Genomic DNA, 11,904 nt, shown 5'->3' with positions numbered 1-11,904 from the left:
ATGGGCGGCATGATGTAAGCACGTCGAATTCGCCTCGGCGAATTCTGACGACCCCTGACAGGCGTTTGGCTGCAAGGTCAAGCTGTCGAGAGGGGAAGCCAAAGTGCTAACGGACGGGGTCGCCTTTTGGCGGCCCCGTTTCGTTCCTGATAGCCGCAATGCGGCCACGCCTCTGGCGGGAGTATTTTGGAAAAGATGAAGGCAGCTCCGCGTGTGCCCGAATTGTGAGTGTCCAACCTGCCGCCAAGTCGGTATGTGGTTGAAATGCGACTGTTCCTTCTGACCGCCCTGACCATGTGCGCCTTTGCGGCGAACTCCATTCTGAACCGGCTGGCTATCGACAGCGGATCCAGTGATCCCGCGGGGTTTGCCATTATCCGGGTTCTGGCGGGGGCGCTGGTTCTGGCCGCACTGGTTGTGCTGCGCAGAGGACATTTGCCGCTGCGCACCTGCAGGCGGTTCATCGGGGCCGGGTCGCTTTCCCTGTATATGATCGGGTTTTCCATTGCCTATCTGACGTTGGATGCGGGGCTGGGCGCGCTTATCCTTTTTGCCGTTGTGCAGATCACCATGTTCGCCGCCAACGCCCTTACCGGGACCAAACCTACCCGGCGGCAACTGGCCGGGGCAGCGATTGCACTGGGTGGTCTGGCCTGTGTCCTGTGGCCCACAGGAACAGTGCAGGTCGATCCAACCGGAACCGTTTTGATGATTGCCGCCGGGATCGGCTGGGCGGCCTATTCACTGGCCGGACGGTCCGAGCCTGACGCATTGCAGGGCACGGCAGCGAATTTCATCGTCGCGCTGCCGGTGACCGCGCTGGCCCTGATGGCCACAGGGGCAGAGTGGCACATGACCGGAATGGGCTATCTCCTCGCGGCCCTTTCGGGTGGCGTAACATCTGGTCTGGGATACGCCTTGTGGTATCGCGTCCTGCCCCGGCTGGCACCTTCGACGGCGGCAGTCGTTCAGCTCAGCGTGCCGGTGATCGCGATTGTGGGCGGCGTGGTGCTGTTGGGGGAAAGCGCGGGTGTGCGGCTGCTTGTTGGTGCGGCGCTGGTTTTGGGCGGTATCGCGCTGGCTGTCCTGCGACGTCAACGCGGGAAGGGCTTTTAACGCAGGCGCACAGGCTTTATCTGGCGGGTATGAGAATTCTGATCGCTCTGCTTCTTTGTCTTATTCCGGCCGTGGCCAACGCGAAATGCGTTGTTCTGCTGCACGGTCTTGCCCGGACCGAGGCGTCGTTTAGCGTGATGGAGCAACTGTTCAAAGCGAATGGCTATTCCGTGGTGCGCCCGGGTTACCCATCGACCGAAATCGGTATCCCCGAACTGGCCGAACAAACCATCCCGCAAGCGTTTGCAGCCTGCGGTACTGATACCGTCAATGTTGTCGCACATTCGATGGGCGGCATCCTGTTGCGGTATTGGTTGCAGGACCACAGCCCTGAAAACATGGGCCGTGTCGTCATGCTGGGGCCGCCCAATCAGGGTAGCCAACTGGTCGATGAACTCAGCGCGTGGGAGGTGTTCGGATACCTAAACGGTCCGGCCGGTCTTCAACTGGGTACGGGCCCGGATGGTATTCCCAGCCGCCTGCCGCCCGTGGATTTCGAACTGGGTGTCATCGCAGGTGACCAGTCATTGAACCTCGTGTTTTCGTCTCTGATCGACGGTCCTGACGATGGCAAAGTGTCGGTCGAATCCACCAAGGTCGAAGGCATGGCCGATCATCTCGTCTTGCCGGTGACCCACACCTTCATGATGAACAACCCGCAGGTCATGGCGCAGTCTTTGCACTTCGTCGAATTTGGTCGGTTTGATCCGCAGATCACTTGGCTGGATGGTGTGATGGACGTAATAGACGAGATCTGCATCGGGCAAAATTGCTCGGAACCGGGGCCGGAGCCATCAGAATGACCACATTGGATCTGACATTGACCGGTGCCGAGGTTCTGCTACCGGATGAAGGGCTGTCACGCGCGGAGCTTTCCTTTGCGGATGGGGTCATTCAGAAAGACGCAACCGGGCGGCGGATTGACCTGACCGGGTTTCTTGTTCTGCCAGGTATTGTCGACTTGCACGGCGATGGGTTCGAACGCCATATCGCCCCACGTCGCGGCGCGATGAAGCAGATGAATGAGGGCATTCTGTCGGTCGAGGCCGAACTGGCCGCCAACGGCATCACCACAGCCGTTCTGGCGCAGTTTTACAGCTGGGAAGGCGGTGTGCGCGGCCCGGACTTTGCCGCGCAGGTGTTTGCGGCCATCGCAGCGGTCAAGGGCAGCACGGTCACCGATCTGATCCCGCAACTGCGGTTCGAGACCAATATGCTCGCGGATTTCGACGGGCTGGCCCGTCGCATCGCCGATTGGCAGGTGCCATACGTGGTCTTCAATGACCACCTGCCGCATGATCGTTTGGCACAGGGCAAGAAACCACCGCGCCTGACCGGGCAAGCCTTGAAGGCCGGGCGAAATCCGGAGGCACATTTTGAGATGCTGCTCGACATGCACGCCCGCAAGGCTGAGGTTCCGGCGGCGCTTGTAGCGCTTTGTTCGAAGCTTGCGGACATGGGCGTGCGTCTGGGCAGCCACGATGACGCAACTGCCGAGGCGCGCGCTTGGTGGCGCGGCCAAGGGGTGCACATTGCCGAGTTTCCCGAAACGCTTGAGGCCGCCGAGGCCGCGCGCGCTGCCGGGGATCACGTCATTCTCGGCTCGCCCAATGTGGTCCGCGGCGGCTCGCATAAGGGCAACGCCAGCGCGGTAGAGCTGATCGCGATGGGGCTCTGTGATGCGCTGGCCTCGGATTACCATTATCCCAGTCCACGCCGCGCGGCGTTGATGCTGGCCAAAACCGGGCTGCTGGATTTCGCAGGGGCCTGGGCGCTGATCTCATCCGGCCCCGCGCGGGTGCTGGACTTGCAGGACCGGGGCACGCTTGCCGCGGGCAAACGCGCCGATCTGGTAATCCTTGATGCAACCACTCACCGGGTTGCCGCGACACTGGCGGGCGGGCGCGTCAGCTATATGTCAGGGGATATCGCGTCGCGCTTTGTGGGGTGAAACCAGACCAGCTTCACCTTTTTCCAAATACTCTCGCCGAAGGCATCGCGCCGTAGCGCGATATTCTACCGCTTGATCCGGTTGAAATGTCCCATCTTGCGACCGGCCTTGATCTCGGCCTTGCCGTAAAGATGCAGTGCGACGTCCCGTTCGCGCGCCAGCTCGGGCACGCGGTCCATATCGTCGCCAATCAGGTTCTCCATGACCACATCCGAGTGGCGCTGCCCGTCGCCCAACGGCCAGCCCGCCACCGCGCGGATGTGCTGTTCGAACTGGTCTACGGCGCAGCCATTCTGCGTCCAGTGGCCCGAGTTATGCACGCGCGGCGCGATCTCGTTCACGATCAGCCCGCCGGGTGTAACGAACAGTTCGACCCCCATGACACCGACATATTCCAACGCGTTCAGAATATTGGCCGCAAGCAGGATGGCATCGGTGCGCTGGGCAGGGGACAGGCGGGCGGGGATGGTGGTGGTGTGCAGAATGCCATCGCGGTGCACATTCTCACCCGGGTCGAAACAGGCCACCTGACCGTCCAGCCCGCGCGCAGCAATGATCGAAACTTCGTGCGAAAAATCAACGAACCCCTCCAAAACGGCAGGCGCGCCAGCCATGTCGGCCAGCGCGGCCTCGGCATCCCCGGGGCTGCGCAATCTGGCCTGCCCTTTGCCGTCATAGCCAAAGCGGCGGGTCTTCAGTATCGCAGGCGTGCCGATTACTTCGATAGCCGCATTCAGGCTATCCAGATTGGTGATATCCGCAAACGGGGCCGTTTTCAGGCCAAGCCCCTGCAGGAACGTCTTCTCGGTCAGGCGGTCCTGACTGACCCTCAATGCCTCACGCCCGGGGCGAATGGGGCGATGGGCTTCCAGAATATCCAGCGCCTCGGTCGGGATGTTCTCAAACTCATAGGTGATGACGTCCACCGCATCGGCAAAAGCCGTCAAGGCGTCGACATCGTCATAGGCCGCTGTCGTTACCCGATCCGCAACCTGTCCGGCAGGCGGGTTTGCGCCCGGCTCGTAGATGTGGCTGACAAACCCCAGCCGAGAGGCCGCCACCGACAACATCCGGCCCAGCTGGCCGCCACCCAGAATCCCGATCACCGCACCTTGGGCGAGCATCTCCGCCATCTTCAATTCTCCAAACGTTTTCCAATTGCACCAAGCGCCGCTCTCAGCGCCTCATGCGCGCCCTGTTCGATCAGGGTGCCCGTCATCTGCAGGCTCAGAGTACCTTCGGTCGCCAAAGCGTCGCGCTCCTGTGCCAACCGCCCGGCTGTGCCTTTCTCCATCGCGGCGAGAAAACCAGCCATCAACTGAGTGGCATAGAACTCGGCCTCGTCCGCATCGCCGGTCATGTCACCCAGCCATTTGGCCCCGGTGGCCATCAAATCCAGAATGCCGGGAACCATGGCACAAATTGCAAAATGCGCGTTCAGCGCCGCCTCATCCGCAACCTTGACCACGGGGTTTTCCGGCTCGAACAGCTCGGCCAGCAAGCGGTCATTTCCAAATGCCGCCATCGGGCAGCCACCGGACTGCAAGAACCCCAGCGGGATGGTCTGCACGAAATCCGACGCCGGTGCGCAAAGCTTGGCCAAATCCTTGGCGGAAACGGCCGCCATCACCGACACGACCTGCTGATCGGCGCGAAAGGTCAGGGGAGTCAGAACCTCGGCCGCGATATGCGGGCGCAGGCACAGAAACACGATGTCCGAGGTGTCAATCACCGCCTGCGGCGGCGCGATAGCCACACCCAGTTCGGCCTTCAGGGCGGCCGAGACCTCGGCGTTGCGTTCGGTCACGCTGATCTCATGCCCTTTGGCGGCCATCAGCCGCGCAATCGGCGCGGCGATATGCCCGGTGCCGATAAACCCGATTCTGCTCATCCCTGCGGTTCCTCGGGGATCGAGGCTGACAAGGCCTCGCGCCAGGCATCCAGCCGCGCGGCCAGGACCTCATCCTGCAAGGCCAGAATGCCCGCCGCCATCAGGCCCGCATTGGCCCCGCCAGCGGACCCAATTGCCATGGTCGCCACGGGAAATCCCTTGGGCATCTGCACAATGGAATACAGCGAATCCACCCCCGACAGGGCCCGCGTCTGCACAGGCACGCCAATCACCGGTACCCGTGTTTTCGAGGCCATCATGCCCGGCAGATGTGCCGCGCCACCTGCGCCCGCGATGATCACCTGCAACCCGCGCGACACGGCGGTCTTGCCATAGTCCCACAACCGGTCCGGGGTGCGATGGGCCGAAACGATACGCGCCTCATAAGCGATGCCCAGTTCATCCAGAATATCTGCGGCTTCCTTCATCGTGGGCCAGTCCGACTGGCTGCCCATGATGATCCCCACTGTCACATCGCTCATCCGCTTACGTCCCCGCGCTCAGAAAGAGCGCGCACTATAGCCAAATCCGCTTTTGTGGCAATGCGGTACAGGGTGTTCAGGCAATGATATCGGGGGTCAGGCGGTCTTCGATCAGGCGGATGAAGTCTTTCAGGCGCAGTTTTTCCTTTTTCAGACGCCGAAGGGTCAACTGATCAGCCGTTCCTTTTTCATGCAGCGCCTCGATCGCTTCATCAAGGTCGCGGTGCTGGCGGCGGAAAACCTCCAATTCAACCCGCAGAACTTCATCGGTTTTCATCGAAAGGTCGGTGGGCGCGTTCATTGGCGACTCGGGCTTGTTGTGGTGCTTGCCCAACAAGATAGTGTGTCAGACGTTATCGCGCCAGACCTTGTGGACATCCTGGTTTCTTCCCATATTCTATAACAAGCGGTTGCCGGAACGGGACCGCGCACCACGTCGCTTTGACAATAAAGGACGAAAATACGTGTCGAAACTTACTCTTGGCTCATACCCGCATCTTTTGGGGTTCGAGCAGCTGGAACGCCTTCTGGAACGGTCTGCAAAGGCCGGTAATGAAGGATACCCGCCCTATAATATCGAACAGACCTCGGACTTTTCCTATCGCATCACCCTTGCCGTGGCCGGGTTCGCCGAAGAGGATCTGTCGATCACCATCGAGGATCGCCAACTGGTGATCCGGGGCCGTCAGCGCGACGACAGCGAGGGGCGCATCTTCCTGCACCGTGGCATCGCGGCGCGTCAGTTTCAGCGCATGTTCGTGCTGGCCGACGGGGTCGAGGTGGGCGAGGCGATTATGGAAAACGGTCTGCTGCATGTGGATCTGACCCGCGCCGTGCCGGAAACCGTGGTTCAGACAATCAATATACGGAAGGGGTAAGAGCTATGAATACACCGATTGAAATCAACACCGAAGGCAATCGTATCGTCTATGTGAAAACAGTCGACGTTGCCGATCTGCCGCGTGATCTGCGCGATCAGGCAGGTGATCTGGATCACCTTTATGCCGTGCACGATTCCGATGGGCAGCAACTAGCGCTTGTGGCCGACCGCAAGCTGGCTTTCGTTCTGGCCCGTCAGCACGACCTGTCACCTGTGGCCGTTCACTGAACGGCCCCTTAGCCCGGGCGGGGCTGAAACGTTGCCCGCAACACATGCGCATCGGCGAAACTGCCGCTTTTAACCTGTAACGGAGCCGACTGCATGAGCTGGTTTGAATTCGACTGGGTAGACGCCTTCACCAATCGTGCATTTGGCGGCAACGGTTGTGCCGTGGTCCATGGCGGCGCGGGTCTCTCGGCCGAGGTCTGCATGGCATATGTGCGCGAAACCTCTCTGGTCGAATGCACATTCACCGGCCCGTCCGACGTGGCCGACATCCGCGTCCGGTATTTTCTGGCCAGCCGTGAAATTCCCTTTGCCGGGCACCCGACGATTGCCACCGTAGCGGCGATGCGGTCGCGCGGTATGATCTCCGGCGATAATCTGACGCTGGAAACCGGCGCGGGTCTGGTTTCGATCGGATTGCAGGGCGACCAGATCGAAATGACGCAGGTCGCACCGCAATTTGGTGCGCATGTGCCTGCCGATCTGGTGGCAAAGGCGATCAGCCTGCCGCAAGAAGCCATCATCTCGCCACCCCGGATGGTTTCAACCGGCTTGCCCTTCTGTATCACCGTTCTGCGCGATCATGACGCGTTGCGCGCGGCCCGCCTGTCCGAGGGCGCGCTGCGGAAAGTGGCTGCGAGGGCAGGGTATTCCGGCTCGGATATGGCCGAGCCTTTCCTCGTGACGCTCCAAGGGGCCACCGATGCGGGCGATACGTTCTCGCGCCTGCTTATGGCCCCGCCCAGCCCGCCCGAGGATCCGTTTACCGGGTCCGCCACCGGGGCCATGGCGGCCTATCTGTGGAGATACGGGCTAATGACCAAAGACAGATTCGTTGCGGAACAGGGTCACGATATGGGCCGCCCCGGTCAGGCCGTGGTCACGCGCGTTGGACCCGCCGACGCGATGACAGGGATCAGGGTTGCCGGTCAGGGGCATATCCTGATGCGCGGGCAGGTTGACCTGCCAGAGACCGCGCAATAAACGAACCGGCTCACACCCGGCGACGTCCCCAAACACCTCAGCCCCGTCAAAACAAAAACGGCCCCCGTAAACCGGAGGCCGCTTCGTTTCATTCATCAGATTCAGCCGGCTGCGATCAGGCCCATGCTTTCCAGCTTCAGCAATACCTGATGGGCGCAGTTGTCGACCTCGACATTCTCGGTCTCGACACGCAGCTCGGGGTTCTGAGGCACGTCATACGGGTCCGAGATGCCGGTGAATTCCTTGATCTTGCCCTCGCGGGCCAGCTTATACAGACCCTTGCGGTCGCGCCGCTCACACTCTTCGATGGTGGTCGCAACATGCACTTCGCAGAAGGCACCGAACTGCTCGATCTCTTCGCGCACCGCGCGGCGTGTGGTGGCATAAGGTGCGATCGGGGCGCAGATGGCGATGCCACCGTTCTTGGTGATCTCGGATGCCACATAGCCGATCCGGCGGATGTTCAGGTCGCGATGCTCTTTCGAGAAACCCAGTTCGGATGACAGGTTTTTTCGCACGATATCGCCATCCAGCAACGTGACCGGACGACCCCCCATCTCCATCAGCTTGACCATAAGCGCGTTGGCGATGGTGGATTTGCCCGAGCCCGAGAAGCCGGTGAAGAACACGGTAAAGCCCTGCTGGCTGCGTGGCGGCTTGGTCTTGCGCAGCTCGGCCACAACTTCGGGAAAGCTGAACCATTCGGGGATTTCCAGGCCCTCGGCCAGACGGCGGCGCAGTTCGGTGCCCGAGATGTTCAGGATCGTGACATTGTCCTTATCCAGAATCTCGTCATTCGGCTCGTATTGCGCGCGTTCCTGCACATAGACCATGTGTTTGAAATCGACCATCTCAACGCCGATCTCATCCTGGAATTGGCGGAACAGATCCTGCGCGTCATAGGGGCCATAGAAATCTTCACCGGCCGAGTTCTTGCCCGGGCCCGCGTGATCGCGGCCCACGATGAAATGGGTGCAGCCATGGTTGGCACGGATCAGCCCGTGCCAGACCGCCTCGCGCGGGCCAGCCATGCGCATCGCCAGATTCAGCAGGCTCATCGAGGTGGTGGATGCGGGATACTTGTCCAGCACCGCCTCATAGCAGCGCACGCGGGTAAAGTGGTCCACGTCGCCGGGCTTGGTCATGCCGACGACAGGGTGGATCAGCAGGTTGGCCTGCGCTTCCTTGGCAGCGCGGAAAGTCAGCTCCTGATGCGCACGGTGCAGCGGGTTGCGGGTTTGGAAGGCCACGATCCGGCGCCAGCCCAGTTTGCGGAAATAGGCGCGCAGCTCGTTTGGTGTATCGCGGCGACCGCGGAAGTCATAGTGAACGGGCTGCTGGATGCCAACAATAGGGCCACCCAGATAGACCTTGCCCGCCACATTGTGCAGATAGTTCACAGCCGGGTGGGCATCGTCATCGGCGCCAAAAACCTTCTCAGCTTCGCGCGCCTTGTTCGGGGTCCAGCGGTCGGTCACCGTCATGGTACCCAGGATCACGCCTTCCTGATCACGCAGCGCGATATCCTGACCCAGTTCGATCTTGTCCGCAAAATCTTCGCTGACGTCCAGCGTGATGGGCATCGGCCACAGGGTTCCATCAGCCAGACGCATGTTTTCAACGACATTGTCGTAATCGGCCTCGCTCAGGAAACCTTTGAGCGGATTGAAACCGCCATTCATCAGCAGTTCCAGATCACAGATCTGGCGCGGGCTCAGATCCCAACTGGTCAGGTCGGCGGCTTCAACCTTCAGTTTCTGGGCCGAGTCGTACGACACATAAAGTTCGGGAATGGGGGCCAGATTGCTTAACATCGTCATCTGAATACTCTTATCGCAGTGTTGTGTTGCCAGTGATTCGAGGGCGTTTTCGGGGCATTTGCACCGACTGTCGCGCGAAGTCCACTGGCGTCAATGAAACAAAGGACGATATGCGCTGATTTCTCGCGGATTGGAAGGAATTTCCAACTCTGAAATCAAAATGATGATCTGGTTCCCCTGGGCGTAGATAATCCGATCATGCAAAGTATGACTGTTCCTGTTTTTGCGTGTGTGGCGCAAGCCCGGACGCGCGAGTGACTGGCAGGGCGGGAATCGGATCGGCAACGCCGCGCAGCTGGAACATCCGGATACCCTCCGGCGGCAGGTCCATGCCCGCAGCCGTCAACACTTCTTGCGAGACCAGCAGTTCGACCCCCAACGCCTTGGTCTCGCTTTCCAGTCGGCTGGCCACATTGACAGCGTCGCCGATGATCGTTCTAGCGGCATGTCCCTGCGCGCCAATCTCGCCCAGCACCAGATCCCCAAGGTGCAGGCCCATTCCGATCCGAATGCCAGGGCTGCCCTCGGCCTCAAGCCGTTCGTTGAACCGGTCGAGGGCACGGCTGATATCCATCGCAGCTTTCAACCCAGCGCTGGCGGATGCTGCTGCATCGGGTTTTTCGAAAACCGCCAGCAACCCGTCACCCATATACTTGTCCACGACACCCCCGTCCTTGGTGATGGCAGGAACAACGGCGTCGAAGAACCGGTTCAGCAGGAACACGATGTCATAGGGCAACTGACCGGTCGTGCGAGCGGTAAATCCACGCATGTCCAGAAACAGCACGGCCAGTTTCCGTTCCTGCCCCTGACTGGCATGCCCGCGGATGCGCCCGCCATCCGGTTGAAAAACGCGGAAAACGGTGGTCGGTTCCGTCGGGCGGATCTGACAGGCCAGCCTTGTCTGCGGTGAGGCGCCGACAGCGGCCAGACTGCGGGCCTCGACATCGCCGGGTGGGGGCAGGGCGCTGGCGCCCTCTTCAACGATGACGCGGCACGTGGTGCAGCGCCCCTTCCCGCCGCACAAGGCCGCGTGGGGCACACCATGTGCCTGCGAAATCTCAAGCAGGGTCATACCCTTTTCGGCATCTACCTCGGGCCCGCTGCTGTAACTCACCCGCACCGAATGCCTGCGCCGCCACAGCTTGCGCCCGATATACACAAGACCCGTGGCCGCCAAGGCCAGCCAGAACGCCAGAAGGGCATTGTCCTTGACGGTGAACATGGTCTGGAACGCCTCGGGCGAGGGCCAGTTGTAATGCTCGATATATTGTTCCCGCAAAAACTCATCTGCGAAATCCATCCAAATGCGGCGACCCTCGGTCAGCAGACCGGCCAAAGCGAACATGGGGATGAAGACGGCAACACCGATCAGATAGGGTACGGCGCTGGACCACCATTTCGTCAGCCGTAGCCACATATGCAGTCCGATACAGCCATGCACCCAGACGATCAGCAACAACGCGCTTTGCATCCATATCACGGTGCTGGGCCACATCAGGATGATGATATACCCCATCTCGTCATTGACGTCATAGATCTCGTGCGCGACCCGAGTCTGGATGACATGCGAGATCAGCTGCAATGGTATCAGCAGACCCAGAACCACCTGCAACGCCATGCTGAACGGCATGCGCAGGGTCCGGCGCTGCGCGATCGAGGTCAGCGCCAGACCGGCATGCGTGAACAGCGCCGCATAAAGCAGCACGCTCAAAAGGATATGCCGCGTCACCGCTGTTCGACCGTCCTGCATCCCGTGCAGATAATCGGTGTGAAACAGGCCCATCCCGATGTTGATAAAATGGAAGAAAGCGAAAGCAAACAGAACCAACCCGCTGCCGATCCGAAGCCGGGTTGCCCAACCGCCACGCCACAATGCGCTCTTCAAGAATACCACCTGTATCGCTGTTCGCCGTGGTTGGACTTTGCGGGGACGTTCGCGGTCAGGTCAAGGCTTCGGGTGCAAATCTAAGCCTGCCAGTGGGTGGCAGGGTGTTGGGAGTGAATTGATATCTTGTCCGCACAAAACAGCACCAGATGGCTGAGGTCGGGGCGCGTGCGCGAGCTGTAGATCAAGCCGTCCGCCCTCAGTGCCCGCGCATTATCCGAAAAAGCCCATGTCGGCGAAGGGACCCCCATAGCACGATTATCCTGCCAGATCACCGAGACAGCCGTCTGCCCGCGGTAGTCCACCAACCGCGCGTTTTCCACCAGAAACCTTTGTATCACGCGGTCGGGATCATCCCCCGAGACGTAGCGCCGGATGGCGACCGAAGCGCCCTCGGCGCTGAGCGAGGCATAAAGCGCGAACTGTCCGGAATGATGAAAGCGCCCCTCAGGCGCGCGGGCAGGCAGCAATGGGGTCGCTGCCTGCGACGCAAACAGAATTCTCCAGACTGGGCCAGAGAATTCAAGCATGCATCAGTCCTGTTCGGCCAGGAACCGTTCGGCATCCAGTGCCGCCATACAGCCCATTCCTGCGCTTGTTACCGCCTGACGATAGACATGGTCGGTCAGATCGCCTGCCGCGAACACGCCGGGGATCGAGGTTTCGG

13 protein-coding genes and 1 pseudogene are annotated in these 11,904 nt (G+C 60.8%); 6 read left to right on the top strand and 8 right to left on the bottom strand.

Annotation, left to right across the window (positions count from 1 at the left end; genetic code table 11):
• Window positions 1-264 precede the first annotated feature (264 nt).
• The 3 genes from AC2FNC_RS18235 to AC2FNC_RS18225 are packed head-to-tail and all read left to right on the top strand — an operon-like array spanning window position 265 to window position 3,067.
• Window positions 265-1,116, top strand: coding sequence for a DMT family transporter (locus AC2FNC_RS18235; protein ID WP_480475467.1), 852 nt, complete (start codon window positions 265-267; stop codon window positions 1,114-1,116).
• A 29-nt stretch (window positions 1,117-1,145) separates the two neighbouring features.
• Window positions 1,146-1,919 (top strand): alpha/beta fold hydrolase, encoded by a 774-nt coding sequence (locus AC2FNC_RS18230; RefSeq protein WP_496716172.1) that lies wholly within the window; start codon window positions 1,146-1,148, stop codon window positions 1,917-1,919.
• Window positions 1,916-3,067, top strand: coding sequence for an alpha-D-ribose 1-methylphosphonate 5-triphosphate diphosphatase (locus AC2FNC_RS18225; RefSeq protein ID WP_496716170.1), 1,152 nt, complete (start codon window positions 1,916-1,918; stop codon window positions 3,065-3,067). Before AC2FNC_RS18230 ends, AC2FNC_RS18225 begins: the two co-directional genes overlap by 4 nt.
• A gap of 65 nt (window positions 3,068-3,132) precedes the next feature.
• Here AC2FNC_RS18225 and AC2FNC_RS18220 read toward each other — a convergent pair whose 3' ends face one another.
• From AC2FNC_RS18220 to AC2FNC_RS18205, 4 genes are all read right to left on the bottom strand, one after another.
• Window positions 3,133-4,200 carry a 5-(carboxyamino)imidazole ribonucleotide synthase gene (locus tag AC2FNC_RS18220; protein ID WP_480475473.1) on the bottom strand — a complete coding sequence of 356 codons (1,068 nt, stop codon included), beginning with the start codon at window positions 4,198-4,200 and terminating at the stop codon, window positions 3,133-3,135.
• Window positions 4,201-4,202: 2 nt separating this feature from the next.
• Window positions 4,203-4,958, bottom strand: a complete 756-nt coding sequence (locus AC2FNC_RS18215; RefSeq protein ID WP_496716168.1) for an NAD(P)-binding domain-containing protein — start codon at window positions 4,956-4,958, stop codon at window positions 4,203-4,205.
• On the bottom strand, window positions 4,955-5,440 hold the full coding sequence (gene purE / locus AC2FNC_RS18210; protein WP_496716167.1) for a 5-(carboxyamino)imidazole ribonucleotide mutase: 486 nt from the start codon (window positions 5,438-5,440) through the stop codon (window positions 4,955-4,957). The genes AC2FNC_RS18215 and purE overlap by 4 nt, the downstream gene beginning before the upstream one ends.
• Before the next feature lie 76 nt (window positions 5,441-5,516).
• A complete protein-coding gene (locus AC2FNC_RS18205) occupies window positions 5,517-5,741 on the bottom strand; it encodes a YdcH family protein (RefSeq protein WP_209504778.1) in 225 nt (74 codons plus the stop codon).
• A 163-nt stretch (window positions 5,742-5,904) separates the two neighbouring features.
• Here AC2FNC_RS18205 and AC2FNC_RS18200 point away from each other — a divergent pair, with 163 nt between their 5' ends.
• The 3 genes from AC2FNC_RS18200 to AC2FNC_RS18190 all read left to right on the top strand — a co-directional run bounded on the left by AC2FNC_RS18200 (window position 5,905) and on the right by AC2FNC_RS18190 (window position 7,529).
• The gene (locus tag AC2FNC_RS18200; RefSeq protein ID WP_058275530.1) at window positions 5,905-6,318 is read left to right on the top strand and encodes an Hsp20 family protein; all 414 of its coding nucleotides are present in this window, start codon (window positions 5,905-5,907) and stop codon (window positions 6,316-6,318) included.
• A gap of 5 nt (window positions 6,319-6,323) precedes the next feature.
• Window positions 6,324-6,548: a DUF1150 family protein gene (locus tag AC2FNC_RS18195; protein WP_480475477.1), complete on the top strand. Its 225-nt coding sequence runs from the start codon at window positions 6,324-6,326 to the stop codon at window positions 6,546-6,548.
• A gap of 93 nt (window positions 6,549-6,641) precedes the next feature.
• Window positions 6,642-7,529, top strand: a complete 888-nt coding sequence (locus tag AC2FNC_RS18190) for a PhzF family phenazine biosynthesis protein (RefSeq protein ID WP_496716165.1) — start codon at window positions 6,642-6,644, stop codon at window positions 7,527-7,529.
• Between the two features lie 101 nt (window positions 7,530-7,630).
• Here AC2FNC_RS18190 and AC2FNC_RS18185 read toward each other — a convergent pair whose 3' ends face one another.
• The 4 genes and pseudogenes from AC2FNC_RS18185 to AC2FNC_RS18170 form a co-directional block, all read right to left on the bottom strand.
• Entirely contained in the window at window positions 7,631-9,349 is a 1,719-nt protein-coding gene (locus tag AC2FNC_RS18185) for a bifunctional sulfate adenylyltransferase/adenylylsulfate kinase (RefSeq protein ID WP_480519148.1), read from the bottom strand.
• Window positions 9,350-9,545: 196 nt separating this feature from the next.
• Entirely contained in the window at window positions 9,546-11,237 is a 1,692-nt protein-coding gene (locus AC2FNC_RS18180; protein WP_496716164.1) for an adenylate/guanylate cyclase domain-containing protein, read from the bottom strand.
• A gap of 80 nt (window positions 11,238-11,317) precedes the next feature.
• Entirely contained in the window at window positions 11,318-11,767 is a 450-nt protein-coding gene (locus tag AC2FNC_RS18175) for an RES family NAD+ phosphorylase (RefSeq protein WP_496716163.1), read from the bottom strand.
• 3 nt (window positions 11,768-11,770) lie between these two features.
• Window positions 11,771-11,904: pseudogene (locus AC2FNC_RS18170) on the bottom strand (thioredoxin-disulfide reductase); the annotation flags it as partial.

The sequence above is a fragment of the Ruegeria sp. BHSA123 genome, assembly GCF_059613425.1.
This window is presented reverse-complemented; position numbering and strand designations above follow the sequence as displayed.